This is a genomic window from Micromonospora sp. DT53, assembly GCF_049841535.1.
Lineage (GTDB): Bacteria > Actinomycetota > Actinomycetes > Mycobacteriales > Micromonosporaceae > Micromonospora.
On sequence record NZ_JBNCKM010000005.1, the window covers coordinates 140,637 to 156,705 of the forward strand.

Annotated in this window: 12 protein-coding genes; 5 read left to right on the top strand and 7 right to left on the bottom strand. The window is 71.6% G+C overall.

From position 1 onward, the window contains the following. The first annotated feature begins 25 nt into the window (after nt 1-25). Entirely contained in the window at nt 26-796 is a 771-nt protein-coding gene (locus ACLQ3B_RS17590; RefSeq protein ID WP_425781814.1) for a tyrosine-protein phosphatase, read from the top strand. A 65-nt stretch (nt 797-861) separates the two neighbouring features. On the opposite strand, the gene ACLQ3B_RS17595 is transcribed toward ACLQ3B_RS17590, so the two are convergent. Together ACLQ3B_RS17595 and ACLQ3B_RS17600 are read right to left on the bottom strand one after the other, a co-directional pair. Beyond that, nucleotides 862-1,959 (bottom strand): branched-chain amino acid aminotransferase, encoded by a 1,098-nt coding sequence (locus tag ACLQ3B_RS17595; RefSeq protein WP_425781815.1) that lies wholly within the window; start codon nt 1,957-1,959, stop codon nt 862-864. A gap of 163 nt (nt 1,960-2,122) precedes the next feature. Further along, nucleotides 2,123-3,154: a 3-isopropylmalate dehydrogenase gene (locus ACLQ3B_RS17600; protein ID WP_425781816.1), complete on the bottom strand. Its 1,032-nt coding sequence runs from the start codon at nt 3,152-3,154 to the stop codon at nt 2,123-2,125. A 228-nt stretch (nt 3,155-3,382) separates the two neighbouring features. On the opposite strand from ACLQ3B_RS17600, the gene ACLQ3B_RS17605 reads away from it, so the two are divergent. Together ACLQ3B_RS17605 and ACLQ3B_RS17610 are read left to right on the top strand one after the other, a co-directional pair. After that, nucleotides 3,383-4,225 (top strand): FAD:protein FMN transferase, encoded by an 843-nt coding sequence (locus ACLQ3B_RS17605; protein ID WP_425781817.1) that lies wholly within the window; start codon nt 3,383-3,385, stop codon nt 4,223-4,225. 309 nt (nt 4,226-4,534) lie between these two features. Beyond that, nucleotides 4,535-4,891, top strand: a complete 357-nt coding sequence (locus tag ACLQ3B_RS17610; protein WP_396679036.1) for a hypothetical protein — start codon at nt 4,535-4,537, stop codon at nt 4,889-4,891. A 75-nt stretch (nt 4,892-4,966) separates the two neighbouring features. Here ACLQ3B_RS17610 and serA read toward each other — a convergent pair whose 3' ends face one another. Then, nucleotides 4,967-6,565 (bottom strand): phosphoglycerate dehydrogenase, encoded by a 1,599-nt coding sequence (serA, locus tag ACLQ3B_RS17615; protein ID WP_238661574.1) that lies wholly within the window; start codon nt 6,563-6,565, stop codon nt 4,967-4,969. A 266-nt stretch (nt 6,566-6,831) separates the two neighbouring features. On the opposite strand from serA, the gene ACLQ3B_RS17620 reads away from it, so the two are divergent. Continuing rightward, nucleotides 6,832-7,821, top strand: coding sequence for a hypothetical protein (locus ACLQ3B_RS17620; protein ID WP_425781818.1), 990 nt, complete (start codon nt 6,832-6,834; stop codon nt 7,819-7,821). Nucleotides 7,822-7,899: 78 nt separating this feature from the next. Here ACLQ3B_RS17620 and ilvC read toward each other — a convergent pair whose 3' ends face one another. From ilvC to ACLQ3B_RS17640, 4 genes are all read right to left on the bottom strand, one after another. Then, nucleotides 7,900-8,913, bottom strand: coding sequence for a ketol-acid reductoisomerase (ilvC, locus tag ACLQ3B_RS17625; protein ID WP_238684655.1), 1,014 nt, complete (start codon nt 8,911-8,913; stop codon nt 7,900-7,902). 93 nt (nt 8,914-9,006) lie between these two features. Beyond that, complete coding sequence (gene ilvN, locus ACLQ3B_RS17630) at nt 9,007-9,522, bottom strand: acetolactate synthase small subunit (RefSeq protein ID WP_124815780.1); 516 nt, start codon at nt 9,520-9,522, stop codon at nt 9,007-9,009. A 79-nt stretch (nt 9,523-9,601) separates the two neighbouring features. Beyond that, complete coding sequence (locus ACLQ3B_RS17635) at nt 9,602-11,482, bottom strand: acetolactate synthase large subunit (protein WP_425781819.1); 1,881 nt, start codon at nt 11,480-11,482, stop codon at nt 9,602-9,604. 188 nt (nt 11,483-11,670) lie between these two features. Beyond that, nucleotides 11,671-14,043 (bottom strand): putative bifunctional diguanylate cyclase/phosphodiesterase, encoded by a 2,373-nt coding sequence (locus ACLQ3B_RS17640; RefSeq protein WP_425781820.1) that lies wholly within the window; start codon nt 14,041-14,043, stop codon nt 11,671-11,673. Between the two features lie 111 nt (nt 14,044-14,154). On the opposite strand from ACLQ3B_RS17640, the gene ilvD reads away from it, so the two are divergent. After that, nucleotides 14,155-16,002 carry a dihydroxy-acid dehydratase gene (gene ilvD, locus ACLQ3B_RS17645; protein ID WP_425781821.1) on the top strand — a complete coding sequence of 616 codons (1,848 nt, stop codon included), beginning with the start codon at nt 14,155-14,157 and terminating at the stop codon, nt 16,000-16,002. Nucleotides 16,003-16,069 lie beyond the last annotated feature (67 nt).

A 16,069-nucleotide genomic window follows, 5' to 3' on the forward strand; every position in this document is an offset into this window, starting at 1 on the left:
CCCCACCGGCCGTTACCGTGTGAACGTGGACGCCACCGAGGACAACCCCCCGCTCTCGCTCCCCGCCACCTTCAACTTCCGCGACGTCGGTGGCTACCTCGGCCACGACGACCGGTCCGTACGCCGGGGCCGCCTCTACCGCTCCGACTCGCTGCACCGCCTCACCGAGCAGGACCGGGACGCGTTCGCCGCGATCGGGATCCGTACCGTCATCGACCTGCGCCGCCCCACCGAGGTGGAGCGGAACGGCCGGGTGCCGGCGTACCAGGGGCTGACCTACCGACACATCCACCCGGAGCACGAGGACTGGGCGGCTACCCCGCACGAGGAGGGCGCGAGCCTGGCCCGGTACCTCGCGGACCGGTACGCCGACCTGGCCCAGACCGGCACCGCCGGGCTGGCGGAGGCGGTCGGGCTGATCGCCGACTCCGCCAACGCCCCGGTGGTGGTGCACTGCGTTGCCGGGAAGGACCGCACCGGCATCGTCTGCGCGCTGACCCTCGCCGTGCTCGGCGTCGACGACGCGGACATCACCGCGGACTACGCGTTGAGCAGTGCGGCGTCGGCCCGGTACAGCGCCTGGCTGGCCTCCGTCACGCCGGGCGGTGTGGACGTGCCGGCGCCGTTCCTGAGCTCACCCGCCGAGGCGATGCAGATCTTCCTGAACGAGCTACGCGAGGGGCACGGCTCGGTCGATGCGTACCTGCGCCACGCCGGGGTGACCGACGAGCAGCTCGCGGCGCTCCGCGACCACCTGCTCGACGAGCCCACCACGGCGAAGCCAAACGACGCGTAGCCCACCGGCGCGTAGGTCGACTGTGCCGGCCCGTCCGGGTGGACGGGCCGGCACCGCGACGGAGGTCAGAAGACCCGCTGCACCCAGCCGTGCGGGTCGGCCGCGTTGCCACGCTGGATGTCGACCAACTGCTGACGCAGGGCCATGGTGACCCGGCCGGGCTCGCCACCACCGACCAGGAACTCGCCGTCCGGGAAGCGGACCCCACCGATCGGGGTGATCACCGCGGCGGTGCCGCAGGCGAACACCTCCCGGAGGTGACCGCTGGCGGCGTCGGCCTGCCAGTCGGCGAAGCTGACCGGCCGCTCCTCGACCCGGTGGCCGGCCGCGCCGGCCAGCGTGAGGATGGCGTCGCGGGTGATGCCCGGCAGGATCGTGCCGGTCAACGGTGGGGTGACCACCGTGCCGTCGTCGTAGACGAAGAAGACGTTCATGCCGCCCAGTTCGTCGACGAACCGACGCTCCACCGCGTCCAGGAAGACGACCTGGTCACAGCCGGCCTCGATGGCCTCCGCCTGGGCCGCCAACGACGTGGCGTAGTTACCCCCGCACTTGGCCGCGCCGGTGCCACCGGGCGCGGCCCGGGTGTAGTCCGGAGAGACCCAGACGGTGACCGGCTTCACGCCACCTGTGAAGTACGCCCCGACCGGTGAGGCGATCACCAGGTAGAGGTATTCGTTGGCCGGACGGACGCCGAGGAAGACCTCGCTGGCGAACATGAACGGCCGCAGGTAGAGGCTGCCGTCCTCGCCGGTGGGGATCCACTCCCGGTCGATCTCGATGAGCTTGTGCAGCGAGTCGACGAACGCCTCCGGCGGCAGCACCGGCATCGCCATCCGCTGCGCGGAGGCGCCGAAGCGGGCCGCGTTGGCATCCGGCCGGAACATCGTCACGCCGCCGTCGGCCGTCCGGTACGCCTTCAACCCCTCGAAGATCTCCTGCGCGTAGTGCAGCACCGCGCTGGCCGGGTCCATCGGGATCGGGCCACGGGCCTCCACCCGGGCGTCGTACCAGCCCTTGCCGTCGGCGTAACGGACGGTGACCATGTGGTCGGTGAAGACGCGGCCGAAACCCGGGTTGGCCAGCAGGGCGGCCCGGTCGGCGGCGGATACCGGCGCGGGATTCGGACGGATCTCGAAGTCGAGCTTGTCACCACCGCTCATCGCGCTGACCTCCCTGCGGAACTACGGCGTGCGGGACCGCACACCGACATGGCTGTGCCAGAAACTTACCCCGAACGGTCGTTCAGACCGTAGCGCCGGTCGAGCGGGGCAGACTGCCCAGGGCAGACCGACGCCGGGCCGGTCGCCCCTCGGGCCGGGACGGTCAGGCTACGGCGTGGGCGGCGAGCCGGTCGCCGACCTCTTCGGTACGCAGCGTCACACCCGGGACCCGGCTGGCCAGCTCGACGGCGACCGCCGCGTTGACCCGGGCGGCGGACTCGCTGTGCCCGAGCTGCTCCAGCAGCAACGCGGCGGAGAGCACCGCGGCGACCGGGTCGGCGATGCCCTGCCCGGCGATGTCCGGGGCCGAGCCGTGCACCGGCTCGAACATCGAGGGGTAGGCCCCTTCGGGGTTGATGCAGCCGCTGGCGGCCAGCCCGATGCCGCCGGTGACGGCTGCGGCGATGTCGGTGAGGATGTCGCCGAAGAGGTTGTCGGTGACCACCACGTCGTAGCGCTGTGGCTGGGTGACCAGGAACATGGCCGCCGCGTCGACGTGCTGGTACTCGGTGGAGATGTCCGGGTGCTCGGCGGCGACCGCGTCGAACGTGCGGGCCCAGAGCGAGCCGGCGTGGGTGAGCACGTTGGTCTTGTGCACGAGGGTGACCTTGCGCCGCTCCCGGCGGCCGGCGCGGGCGAACGCGTCGCGGATCACCCGCTCCACGCCGTGCCGGGTGTTCAGGCTCTCCTCGGTGGCGACCTCGGCCGGGGTGTCGCGGTGCAGGGAACCACCGGCGCCGGCGTAGAGCCCCTCGGTGCCCTCGCGCACCACCACGAGGTCGACCTCGCCCGGCTTCACGTTGCCCAGCGGGCCGGCGACCCCGGGCCAGAGCCGGGACGGGCGCAGGTTGACGTACTGGTCGAAGGCGAAGCGGAGCTTGAGCAGCAGCCCCCGCTCCAGCACGCCCGGCGGAACCGTCGGGTCACCGACCGCACCGAGCAGGATCGCGTCGTGCCCGGCCAGCTCGGCCAGCACCGAGTCGGGCAGCACCTCTCCGGTACGGTGCCAGCGGGCGGCACCGAGGTCGTATTCGGTGGCCTGCACGTTTGGCAACACCGCGTCGAGGACCTTGCGGGCCTGCGCGACCACCTCGGGCCCGATGCCGTCTCCGGCCACCACCGCGATCCGCGCCACGACCGCACTCCTCTGCTCAACGGTTCCGTTCGGGCAACGGTACGTCGCCGTCCCGCCTCCCGGTACGGCGTGTCCACCATTTGGGAGCTGGGAATGCACAGCACCCTCTCAGCTGGGACTCATGGGGCGGTCATCTCCGCTGCATACCGTAGTGCTCAGTGGGTCGCGGGGGCCCGCTGACCAACGGAGTCGCGGTGACGCGGCACCACGCGCGAGGGGGCAGATGCGATGCGCATCGACGAGCAGCCACGGACCCGCTGGCCGGACCCGTCCGCGTTCCGCAACCGCCGGCCGGACCTTCGACTCGGCAGCCGCCGGCACCGGATCGACCCGGCCGCCGCCACCGAGGGCCGGATCGCGGTACAGCACACCGTACGCACCGCGACCGCCGAGTACACCCTGCTGCTCAACGCCCCCGAGTGGCTCGGCCGCCGGGGCGTGGGCGAGGCGCTGCGGGACAGCGTCGCCGAGCTGCGTGCCATCGACCTCACCTACGGTCCCAACCGACCGGAGAGCCTGGTCTCCCGGCTGCGTCGGGGCGAGATCAGCCCGGAATCGTACCCTCCGCTCGCCGATCTGGTGGACCGCTGCGCGGCGATGCGCGCGGCCACCGACGGGTGGTTCGACGCGTGGGCGGTGCCCGGCGGCTTCGACCCGGGCGGGCTGCTCGGCGGTTGGGCGGTGGAACGCGCCGCCGAGCGGCTGCGCGCCGCCGGCATCCACGACTACGCCGTACTCGTCGGCGCCGACCTCGTCGTCCGGGGCCGCGCGCCACACGGTGGGCCCTGGCGGGTCGCGGTGCACCACCCGACCGCACCCGAGCGCGCGCCGCTGGTGCTGGAGATGACCGCCGGCGCGGTCGGCACCTCCGGGGTGACCGGGCGGCAGGGGCACGTGGTGGACCCGCACACCGGTGAGCCGGCCGACCACCTCGTCGCCGCCACCGTGGTGGGCCCCGACCTGACGATCGCCGACGCCTACGCCACCGCGCTCTACGCCGCCGGCACGACCGGCCTGGCGTGGTTCCGGGGCAACTCCGACTATCGCGCGCTCTTCGCACACCGTCGCTGAGCTGGTCGGGCCCGCGATCGGCCCTCACGGTCTCGGCAACGACCGTGAGGGCCGGTCAGCGACGAGTGCGCGTGGCTCGCACAACCGAGGGGTGCGGACCGGTCGGGCCGGACGTCGACCGCGCCACCCGAAGACGGGCCGGCGCCTCGAACTCGGCCAGTGACCGCAGTGCGTACGCTAGCGAATCGACGCAACTCGACGCAAGAGTCTCCACACCGGACCATCGTGACCGGAGACCGCGGTAATCGATGGTTGACCGGCGGCGAGGCAGTTTCGACATGGTGAACGGCGGATGGCACGCTATCCGCCGTGAGTTTCGATCTGAGCGTGTGGGCCCTGGAGGACGGGGCGACGCCCGAGGACGTGCGGACAGCGGTTGACGGTTGCCGGCAGGGGCGGCACGTGGACCGCTACCCCGACCCGCGGGTGGTCAGCTTCTACCGGGCGATCACCGCCTCCTATCCGGACCGTCACCCCGGCCCGAACAGCCCGTGGGCGGTGGCGCCGCTGCACGCGGCCCACGACCACGTCGAGCTGAACCTGCACCCGACCTGCCCGGACCAGGTGCTGCTCGACATCGAGCGGCTGGCCGGCGAGCACGGGTTGATGCTGTTCGACCCGCAGGACGGCTCGGTCTACCCGCCCCCGGCGCGGCTGCCCGGCTGACCCGACCGGCGGCACGGACGGGAAACGACGGGGGGCCCGGCGAATCGCCAGGCCCCCCACGGTGCTTGTCGTCTACTACTCGTCGCGCAGGTCGGCGGCGCTGGCCGCCGTGGCGCCGATCGACTCGGCGGCCGAGGTGAGCAGGTCGGCGCCGAGCGCCTGGTCGACGGTGAGCGTCATCAGCGTCTCGCCGCCCGCCTCCCGACGAGCCACCTGCATGGCGGCGATGTTGATGCCCGACTCGCCGAGCAGGGTGCCGACGGTGCCGACCACACCGGGTCGGTCGGCGTAACGCAGGAAGAGCAGGATGCCCTCCGCGCCGATCTCCACGTCGAAGCCGTCCACCTCGGTCAGCTTCAGGACGTCCCGAGCGCCCGAGTGGGTGACCGTGCCGGACACGCTTACCGTCCGGCCGTCCGGCAGCGCGCCGCGCACCGTGACCAGGGTCGGCTGCTCGGCCGTCTCGGCCAGGGTGGCCAGGGTGACCTCGACGCCACGCTCGGCGGCCAGGTGCGGGGCGTTGACGTAGGTGACCTGCTCCTCGACCACGGAGCTGAACAGGCCCTTGGTGGCGGCGAGCTTGAGCACCGACACGTCGTGGCTGACGATCTCACCGCGGACCTCGACCGTGACGCTGGCGGCGACCCCGCCGGCGACCGCGGTGAACGCCCGGCCGAGCTTCTCCGCCAGCGGCAGCAGCGGCCGAACGTCCTCGGCGACCACACCGCCGGCCTGCACGTTTACCGCGTCCGGAACGAACTCGCCCTGCAACGCCAGCTTGACGCTCTTGGCCACGGCGAGACCGGCCTTGTCCTGTGCCTCGTGGGTGGAGGCGCCCAGGTGCGGGGTGGCCACCACGTTGTCGAAGGCGAACAGCGGCGACGAGGTGCACGGCTCCTTGCTGTACACGTCGACGCCGGCGCCGGCGACCCGGCCCTCGGCGATCGCGTCCGCGAGCGCCTGCTCGTCGACCAGCCCACCGCGGGCGGCGTTGACGATGCGAACGCCGGGCTTGACGATCGCCAACTCCTTCTCACCGATCAGGCCCACCGTCTCCGGCGTCTTCGGCAGGTGGATGGAGATGAAGTCGCTCTCCCGCAGCAGCTCCTCCAGGCCGACCAGGCGAACGCCGAGCTGCGCCGCGCGGGCCGGCTGGATGTACGGGTCGTACGCGATCAGCCGGGTGCCGAATGCGGCGATGCGCTGTGCGAAGAGCACCCCGATACGACCGAGCCCGACCACGCCGACGGTCTTGCCCTGCACCTCGACGCCTGTGTACTTCGACCGCTTCCACTCCCCCGCCTTGAGCGCCGAACTGGCGCTCGCGGTGTTGCGGGCGACGGCGAGCAGCAGCGCGACGGCCTGCTCGGCGGCGGAGACGATGTTGGAGGTGGGCGCGTTGACGACCATGACGCCCCGCGCGGTGGCGGCCGGCACCTCGACGTTGTCCAGCCCGACACCCGCCCGGGCGACCACCTTGAGTCGCGGCGCGGCGGCGACCGCTTCGGCGTCGATCTGGGTCGCGCTGCGCACGATGACGGCGTCGGCCTCGGAGAGCGCCGAGAGCAGGGCCGGACGGTCGGTGCCGTCGACGTGACGGACGTCGAAGTCGTGGGCGAGCACCTCGATGGCGGCGGGGGCGAGTTCTTCGGCGATCAGTACGACAGGATTCATCGGTCCTCGTAGAGGTCGTGTTTGCGATCGGCCCGGGCGGCCGGGCGCCGCACTGCGCCCTGCGCTGATCCGTGCCGTGGCCGTCAGGTGCCGGCTGCTGCACCTACAGGCGATCGTAGGGGCCCCGCTCGTCGGCGTGTTCCGGTCTTCGGGGTGAGTGCCCTCACACGCCCGGTCGAGCGACGGACATCGGCCGTTCACCGGACCGACACGGTTGCTCGCGCCCACTACAACCGGAGGCACACCCCTGCGGGAGGGATCCGCCGTTGTTGCTCGCCGTACGCGTCACGCTGCTCCGACAGCTGAGCCGCATCGATCTCCCGCGGTTCGGTCCGCGGCTGGCCGAGGTGTTGGTCACCCGGTCCCAACAGGTGAAAATCCGACGCAGCTTCGTGTCCCGGCGCACCGCAGCCGCGGACGAGGCGGTCGCGCTCTATCGGCGGCTGGTTCAGGAGCGGCCGGGCCGGCACGAGGTGGGGCTCGCGCGGGCGCTCGTCGCGCAGGGTTCGGTCCCCGACGACCGCACCGTCGAATCCGCGCTCGCACAGGGCAGGGAGGCGATCGGGTACGTCGAGAACGCGACCGAGCGGGACGGCCTCGTCGTCCTGGCCGCAGCTCAGCTGATGATGGCCAGCCAGCTCCACGCCGACGCTCCCCACGACGCGCTGCCACTTGCCGAGCAGGCCCGAAAGACCTGGCTTCGGTGCGCGCCGCTCGGTGCCCGTGAGCGGACGGCGCTGGCCCGGTCCCTCATCGTGCTGGGTCACTGCCGGGCGGTGCTGGGCGAGCCGGCCGAGGCGCTCGCTGTTCGGGAGGAGGCGGTCGAGTTGTTCCGGCGGCTTCCCGCCCGGACACGGCTGAAGTATCTTCCCGCCCGACTCGATGCGGTGACCGGGCTCGTGGACTCCCTCGCCGCCCATCGTCGGTGGGCCGAAGCGCTGGCATTGAGCACGGGCGCCCGCGGGGATCTGACCTTCGCGAGCCGTTTCGAGCCACTGCGGTTCCGACCCGCGCTCGGCACTCTCCTGTTCGTGATCGCCAGGTGCCATGCCGGGCTCGGCGAGTCGGAGACAGCCGTGACGGCGGCCGAGGAGGCGGTCGGGCACTACCGCTGGCTGGCCGAGCACGACCCCGCTCGATACCAGCGTCGGTTGGTCGTCGCGCTGCGCACGTTCGCCGGCATTCTCAAGGACCTCGGCCGGTACGAGAAGGCCGCCTGGGCGGTCGGTGAGGCCGAGGCGATCGAAGGCCGCTGACGCGGCAGCAGCCGGCGACCCGCGCTGGGGAGAGCGCGGGATCGCCGGCCGCTGGTGGACCGTTCTTTGTCGAACAGGTCAGGCGGTCTCGGTGATCGGGCGGTCGACCCAGCTCATCATGCCGCGCAGCTTCTTGCCGGTCTCTTCGATCGGGTGCGCCGCACCCTCGGCCTGCCACTTGGTGAAGTTGGGCCGGCCGGCCTCGTCCTCGGCGACCCACTCGCGGGCGAACTCGCCGGACTGGATCTCACCCAGGATCTTGCGCATCTCGTCCTTGACGCGGGAGTCGATGATGCGCGAACCGCGGGAGAGGTCGCCGTACTCGGCAGTGTCGGAGATGCTGTAGCGCATCTTCGCGATGCCGCCCTCGTACATCAGGTCGACGATCAGCTTCAGCTCGTGCAGGCACTCGAAGTAGGCGATCTCCGGGGCGTAGCCGGCCTCGGTGAGCACCTCGAACCCGGTCTGCACAAGCGCCGAGGCACCGCCGCAGAGCACCGCCTGCTCGCCGAAGAGGTCGGTCTCGGTCTCCTCGGTGAAGGTGGTCTTGATCGCGCCGGCCCGGGTGCCGCCGATCCCCTTGGCGTACGCGAGGGCGAGCGCGAGCGCGTTGCCGCTGGCGTCCTGCTCGACGGCGACGAGGCAGGGCACGCCCTTGCCGTCGCTGTACTGCCGGCGGACCAGGTGGCCGGGGCCCTTGGGCGCGACCATCGCCACGTCCACCTCGGCCGGCGGCTTGATGAGGCCGTACCGGATGTTGAAGCCGTGGCCGAAGAAGATCGCCTTGCCCGGGGCGAGGTGCGGGGCGATCGACTCCGCGTAGATCCCGCGCTGGGCGGTGTCCGGTGCGAGCACCATGATCACATCGGCCTCGGCGGCGGCCTGCGCCGGCGTGACCACCCGCAGGCCCTGCTCCTCAGCCTTGGGACGGCTCTTCGAGCCCTCCGGCAGACCGATCACCACGTCGACGCCGGAGTCACGCAGCGACAGCGCGTGGGCGTGGCCCTGGCTGCCGTAACCGATCACCGCGACCTTCTTGGCCTGGATCAGGCCGAGGTCGGCATCGTCGTCGTAGTACACCTCAACGCTCATGAGAACTTCCCTTTCGTACGACGGCCGGAGCGGCCCGTCGTGGTCTGTGCGGATGGATTCCGGTGCGGCCCGCCGGGGCCGACCGGCGGCGGGTCAGGCGGCTCGCAGTGCGGGGCCGGCGGTGATCGAACGCGAGCCGCGCCCGATGGCCACCAGCCCGGACTGGACCATTTCCTTGATGCCGAAGGACTCGAGGTCACGCAGGAGCGCGTCGAGCTTGTCCGGGGTGCCGGTGGCCTCGATGGTCAGCGTGTCAGGTGCGACGTCGACCACCCGGGCGCGGAACAGGTTGACGGTCTCCAGCACCTGCGACCGCGCGGACCGGTCGGCGCGAACCTTCACCAGCAGCAGCTCGCGGGCAACCGAGACCTGCGGGTCCAGCTCAACGATCTTGAGCACGTTGACCAGCTTGTTCAGCTGCTTGGTGACCTGCTCCAGCGGGGACGACTCCGCGTTGACAACGATGGTGATCCGGGAGACGTCCGGGTTCTCGGTCTCGCCGACGGCGAGACTGTCGATGTTGAACCCGCGCCGGGAGAACAGGCCGGAGACCCGGGCGAGCACGCCGGGCTTGTTCTCCACCAGCACGGACAGGGTGTGCATGGTCATGCCACGCCCTCGCTTCGCTCGGTCATGGCATGGCCATGCGCATCACTGAGCTTGATGATTCGTTCGCTTCGCTCACTCATTAAATGTCATCCTCGTCGAAGACCGGGCGGACGCCACGGGCGAACATGATCTCGTCGTTGCTGGTGCCGGCGGCGACCATCGGCCAGACCATCGCGTCCTTGCCGACCACGAAGTCGATCACCACGGGCGCGTCGTTGATCTCCATTGCGGCGGCGATGGTCTTGTCCACGTCATCCGCGCTCTCGCACCGCAGCCCGACGCAGCCCAGCGCCTCGGCGAGCTTCACGAAGTCGGGGATGCGGTGCTTGTGGGTGCCGAGCTCGGTGTTGGAGTAGCGCTCGTTGTAGAAGAGCGTCTGCCACTGTCGAACCATGCCGAGATTGCCGTTGTTGATGACGGCGATCTTGACCGGGATGCCCTCCAACGCGCAGGTGGCCAGCTCCTGGTTGGTCATCTGGAAGCAGCCGTCACCGTCCACCGCCCAGACCACCGTGTCCGGCTTGCCGACCTTGGCGCCCATCGCCGCCGGCACCGCGTAACCCATCGTGCCGAGGCCGCCGGAATTCAACCAGGTGTACGGCTTCTCGTAGGAGATGAACTGCGACGCCCACATCTGGTGCTGGCCCACCCCGGCCACGAAGATCGCGTCGGGGCCGACGATCTCGCCCAGCCGCTTGATCACGTACTGCGGGGACAGGGTTCCGTCGACCGCCTCGTCGTAGCCCAGCGGGTAACGGTCGCGCAGGTCGTTCAGCTGCGTCCACCAGTCGCCGAGGTCGGTGGTGTGCCCCGCCGACCGCTCGGCGGTGACCGCGACGATCAGCTCGTCGATGACGTGCTTGGCGTCGCCGACGATCGGCACGTCCACGTGGCGGTTCTTGCCGATCTCCGCGGGGTCGATGTCCGCGTGCACAATCGCCGCGTCCGGGGCGAACGAGTCCAGTTTGCCGGTGACCCGGTCATCGAAACGTGCGCCCAGCGCGATGATCAGGTCCGCCTTCTGCAGGCCGTAGACCGCGGCGACCGTGCCGTGCATGCCGGGCATCCCCAGGTGCTGCTGATGCGAGTCGGGGAACGCCCCGAGCGCCATCAACGTGGTGACGACCGGGATGCCGGTCAGCTCGGCCAGCCGGCGCAGCCCGTCGGCGGCACCGGCCTTGAGCACCCCGCCGCCGACGTAGAGCACCGGCCGTCGGGCTGCGGCCATCAGCCGCGCCGCCTCCCGGATCTGCTTGCCGTGCGGGTGCAGGGTGGGTCGGTAGCCGGGCAGGTCCAGTGTGGGCGGCCAGGCGAAGGTGGTCGGGGCCTGGAGCACGTCCTTGGGGATGTCGACGAGCACCGGGCCGGGTCGTCCGCTGCTGGCCAGGTGGAACGCCTCGGCCAGCACCCGGGGGATCTCCTCGGCGGTCTGCACGAGGAAGTTGTGCTTGGTGATCGGCAGGGTGATGCCCTGGATGTCGGCCTCCTGGAAGCCGTCGGTGCCGATCAACGGGCTGGCCACCTGCCCGGTGATCGCCACCATCGCCACCGAGTCCATGTACGCGTCGGCGATCGGGGTGACCAGGTTCGTCGCGCCCGGGCCGGAGGTCGCGATGCAGACACCGACCTTGCCGGTGGCCTGTGCGTAGCCGGTCGCCGCGTGCCCCGCGCCCTGCTCGTGCCGCACCAGGATGTGCCGGACCGTCGAGTCGTAGAGCGGGTCGTACGCCGGCAGGATCGCGCCGCCCGGAATGCCGAAGACGACGTCGACGTCGAGCGCCTCGAGGGACCGCACGAGCGAGCTGGCACCGGAGATCTGGGTCGCGGCGGCGGGCCGTACCGCCGGGGCGGCCGGGGTGGCCGTGCGCGTGGCGGCCTGGTCGACGTCGACGCTCGGGTCGGCGGCCGCGCGGGCCCGGCGGGCGGTGTGGGCGAGGGTCTCGGGCGTGGGTCTCGTCATGGCGGTTCTGGCCTTCGGCTGGAGTGGCTGGTGGCTAGTCAAGCGATGCGACGCGGGCGCGGCCCGCCTCGCCAGGTTCCGACGGCAATAAAAACGGCCCTCGTGCAGATGCACGGGGCCAGCGCACTCTCGGTGAGGGAGAGTGCGCTCAGGTAAGTACTCGCAGCGACCGGTACGACGACATGCGGCTAAGCCTGACGCATCTCACGCGATGAGTCAACTGATCCCACATGTTGGTTAACGGAGGATGGCGCGTCGCCCGACGACGCGCTATCGGCAGGCGGGGTGAGCTGCCCGGACCCGCCCGCGGTGCGACGTGGCGCGGGCACCGGAGCGGGACGCGCGCCCGGGGACGTGGCCGCCTCCAGCATCGCCTCCAGGTGCTCGGCCGGCACCCCCCAGCCGAAGAGCGCGCCCTGACCGAACCGGCAACCGGCGGCCACCACCGCGGCCAACTCGGTCGGGGTGGTCACCCCCTCGGCGATCACCTCCAGCCCCAACTGGTGGCCCAGTCGCATGACGATGTCGACCATCGGGGCGAACGCCGGGCCGTCCTGGCCGACCGGGCGGACCGGCTCGTGCTCGGCGACCAGACTGTGGTCGATCTTGAGGATGTCGATCGGCAGCCGGCGCAGCTGCCCCAACGACGAGTAGCCGGCGCCGAAGTCGTCGAGCGCGATCCGGACACCTGTCAACCGCAGCGCGGTGAGCCGCCGGATCAGCTCGTCCAGGTCGGTGGCGACCGCGTGCTCGGTGACCTCCAACACCAGCCGCTGCGGCGGCACGTGGTGGGCGCGCAGCGCCTCGGCGACCTGGACCACGTACGCCGGGGCGTGCAGCTCGCGCGGAGAGACGTTTACCGACACCCAGACGTCGTGCCCGTCCGCCAGCCATCGGGAGAGCTGGTAGCAGGCCTGGTGCAGCACCCAGGCGCCGAGTGGGGCGATCATGCCGCACTCCTCGGCCAGGGGGATGAACTCGTCCGGACGGACGTTGCCCAGCTCGGGATGGTGCCAGCGGAGCAGCGCCTCGGCGCCGACCGGCCGCACCGACGGCAGCGACGCCACCGGCTGGAACGCCAACCGCAGCTCGTCGCGGTCGATGGCCCCGCGCAGCTCGTGCTCCACGGTCGTACGGCGGCGCAGCAGCTGGTCGTACTCGGCGTCGTACCGCTCGATCCGGTTCTTGCCCCGCTGCTTGGCGTAACGCAGCGCCAGGTCGGCGTGCCGCAGCAGCAACTCCACGTCCGGCTCGTCCGCCCAGTCGGCCACCCCGATGCTCACCGACAGGAAGACCGGCCCCTCCGGCTGGTCGTACGGCCGGTTCAGCACCCCGAGGAGCCGCTCGGCGACCCGGTCCGCCTCGACCGGCCGGCCCTGCATGAGGACGGCGAACTCGTCGCCACCCAGCCGGGCGGCCACGTCACCGGGGCGCAGGTTGCCGCGCAACCGCCGGCCCACCTCGGCCAGCACGGCGTCACCCACGTCGTGGCCCCGCATGTCGTTGACGTTCTTGAAGCCGTCCAGGTCGAGGCCGAGCAGGACACACGGATTACGGTCGGCCGCGTTGCGGTGCAGCGCCCGGAGCAGCCCGCGCCGGTTGGCCAACGACGTCAGCGGATCGGTGTGCGCCAGCTCACGGAAGTGCGCCTCCCGCTCGGCCAGACGGCCCGCGTACCCCCGGACGTCGCGAAGGGTGAGGTACTGCCGTGCCACCAGGGCGAAGCCCTCCACACTGCCGGCCACGATGCCCGCCGCGGTGAACCGGCCGTCCTGGGCGAGGTGGTACATCGCCGAGGCGGCCATCGCCAGCATCGGGGCGATGGCGTACTCGCCGTCGCTGCCGACCAGGTCCAGGTCGACCTGCCCCGGCCGGTCGGCCCGGTACACCGTGAGCGCGACGGTCAGCAGGCCGACGGCGAGAATCGCCGCGCCGGTCAGCGCCATGGTCGGCCCGGCCTGGCACAGCCCGGCACTGAGGCCCAGCCCGCCGCAGGTCACCGCGCTGATACCGGCCCCGAGCGCGGCGAGCCGTCGACGAGGCGCGGCGGCCCGGAAGAAGACGATCACGACGAGCCCGGCGCCGAGCGCGGCGCTCACCGTGGCCACCAGGATCGCCGGGCAGGCCATCGGGGTGGCGGCACCGAGCAACCGGGTGGGCTCGGAGAAGAGCACCCAACCGACGAACCACAGCGCCGCGGCCATGACCAACCCGTCCAGGGCGAGCCGGGCCGTTCCCGCAGCGGTGGCGGCCACCCCGGGCAACCGGAGCAGACCGGCGGCGAAGGCCAGGCCGCTCACCGCCGTGCCGATCGCCACCACTGTCGCCCAACCGGTGCGCTGCCCCTGCTCGTGAGCCCAGTGGTCATTCGCGCTGAGCGCGGCCACCACGCCGATCAGGAGGCTGAGCAGAGCACCCCCGGCAGCCGCCGCGAGCAGCACGTGTGCCGGTCGACGCGGCCCCGTCCGCCGCCGGGCGACAACGGTCAGCAGCACGGCGGCCACCGCGGCGACGAGCCCGCTGAGCGCCGCGACAGCGACCAGGCCCGGTGGAAGATGCACGCCCCCAAGAGTGCCGGATGGGCGCACGCCGTGGGGGGTTGAGTGTGCATCTGTTGGGACACGGCAGATACCCGGGTGGACCGGCGCGCCGACGGTGTCATGCTGGTACGCATGCCTGAGCTGCGGTCGAGGACTTCCACACACGGTCGGACGATGGCCGGCGCCCGGGCCCTCTGGCGGGCCACCGGGATGACCGACGACGATTTCGGCAAGCCGATCGTCGCCATCGCCAACAGTTTCACCCAGTTCGTGCCTGGTCACGTACACCTCAAGGACATGGGTGGCCTGGTCGCCGACGCGGTCGCCGAGGCCGGTGGGGTGGGCCGGGAGTTCAACACCATCGCGGTCGACGACGGCATCGCGATGGGTCACGGCGGCATGCTCTACTCGCTGCCCAGCCGTGAGCTGATCGCCGACGCGGTCGAATACATGGTCAACGCGCACTGCGCGGACGCCCTGATCTGCATCTCCAACTGCGACAAGATCACGCCCGGGATGCTGCTGGCCGCGTTGCGGCTCAACATCCCGACCGTCTTCGTCTCCGGCGGCCCGATGGAGGCCGGCAAGACGATGGCGATCGAGGGCGTCGTGCACAGCAAGATCGACCTGATCGACGCGATGATCGCCTCCTCGAACGAGGCGGTCACCGACGAGCAGCTCGGTGAGATCGAGCGCTCCGCCTGCCCGACCTGCGGCTCCTGCTCCGGCATGTTCACCGCCAACTCGATGAACTGCCTCACCGAGGCGATCGGCCTCGCGCTGCCCGGCAACGGTTCGACGCTGGCCACCCACGCCGCCCGCCGGTCGCTCTTCGTCGAGGCCGGCCGGACCGTCGTGGAGATCTCCAAGCGGTGGTACGACGGCGACGACGACTCGGTGCTGCCGCGTACCGTCGCCTCCAAGGCCGCCTTCGAGAACGCCGTCGCCCTGGACGTGGCGATGGGCGGCTCCACCAACACGGTGCTGCACCTGCTCGCCGCCGCCCGCGAGGCCGAGATGGACTTCGGCGTCGCCGACATCGACGCGATCTCCCGTCGGGTGCCGTGCCTGGCCAAGGTCGCGCCGAACTCGCCGAACTACCACATGGAGGACGTGCACCGGGCCGGCGGCATCCCGGCGATCCTCGGTGAACTGGACCGGGCCGGGCAGCTCAACCGGGACGTGCACGCCGTGCACTCCCCCTCGCTGGCGCAGTGGCTGACCGACTGGGACGTGCGCGGCGGTTCCCCCACCCCGACGGCGGTGGAACTGTTCCACGCCGCCCCCGGTGGGGTGCGTACCGTCGAGCCGTTCTCCACCACCAACCGGTGGTCGTCGCTGGACACCGACGCGGCCGGCGGCTGCATCCGGGACGGCGAGCACGCCTACTCCGCCGACGGTGGGCTGGCCATCCTGCACGGCAACCTGGCCCCCGAGGGCAGCGTGGTGAAGACCGCCGGTGTGCCGGACGACTGCCTGACCTTCCGCGGCCCGGCGAAGGTCTACGAGTCGCAGGACGACGCCGTGACCGCGATCCTCGCCAAGCAGGTGGTCGCCGGGGACGTCGTGGTGATCCGGTACGAGGGGCCCAAGGGCGGCCCCGGCATGCAGGAGATGCTCTACCCCACCTCGTTCCTCAAGGGACGTGGGCTGGGCCGCTCCTGCGCGCTGCTCACCGACGGCCGTTTCTCCGGCGGCACCTCCGGGCTCTCCATCGGGCACGTCTCCCCCGAGGCGGCGTCCGGCGGGATGATCGCCCTGGTCCGCGACGGCGACGAGGTCGTCATCGACATCCCGAACCGGTCGATCGAGCTGAACGTGCCCGCCGAGGAGCTGGAGGCGCGACGGGTGGCCGAGGAGAAGCGCGACAAACCGTACACCCCGACCGATCGGCAGCGCCCGGTGTCGGCGGCGCTGCGCGCGTACGCCTCAATGGCCACCTCGGCCAGCGACGGCGCCTACCGCCGCGTCCCGGAGTAACCACCCGGCCCTGCCCGTACCGCCGACGTCCGCGATGTCGGGGTATCCCGTCGAACCGGATACCCCG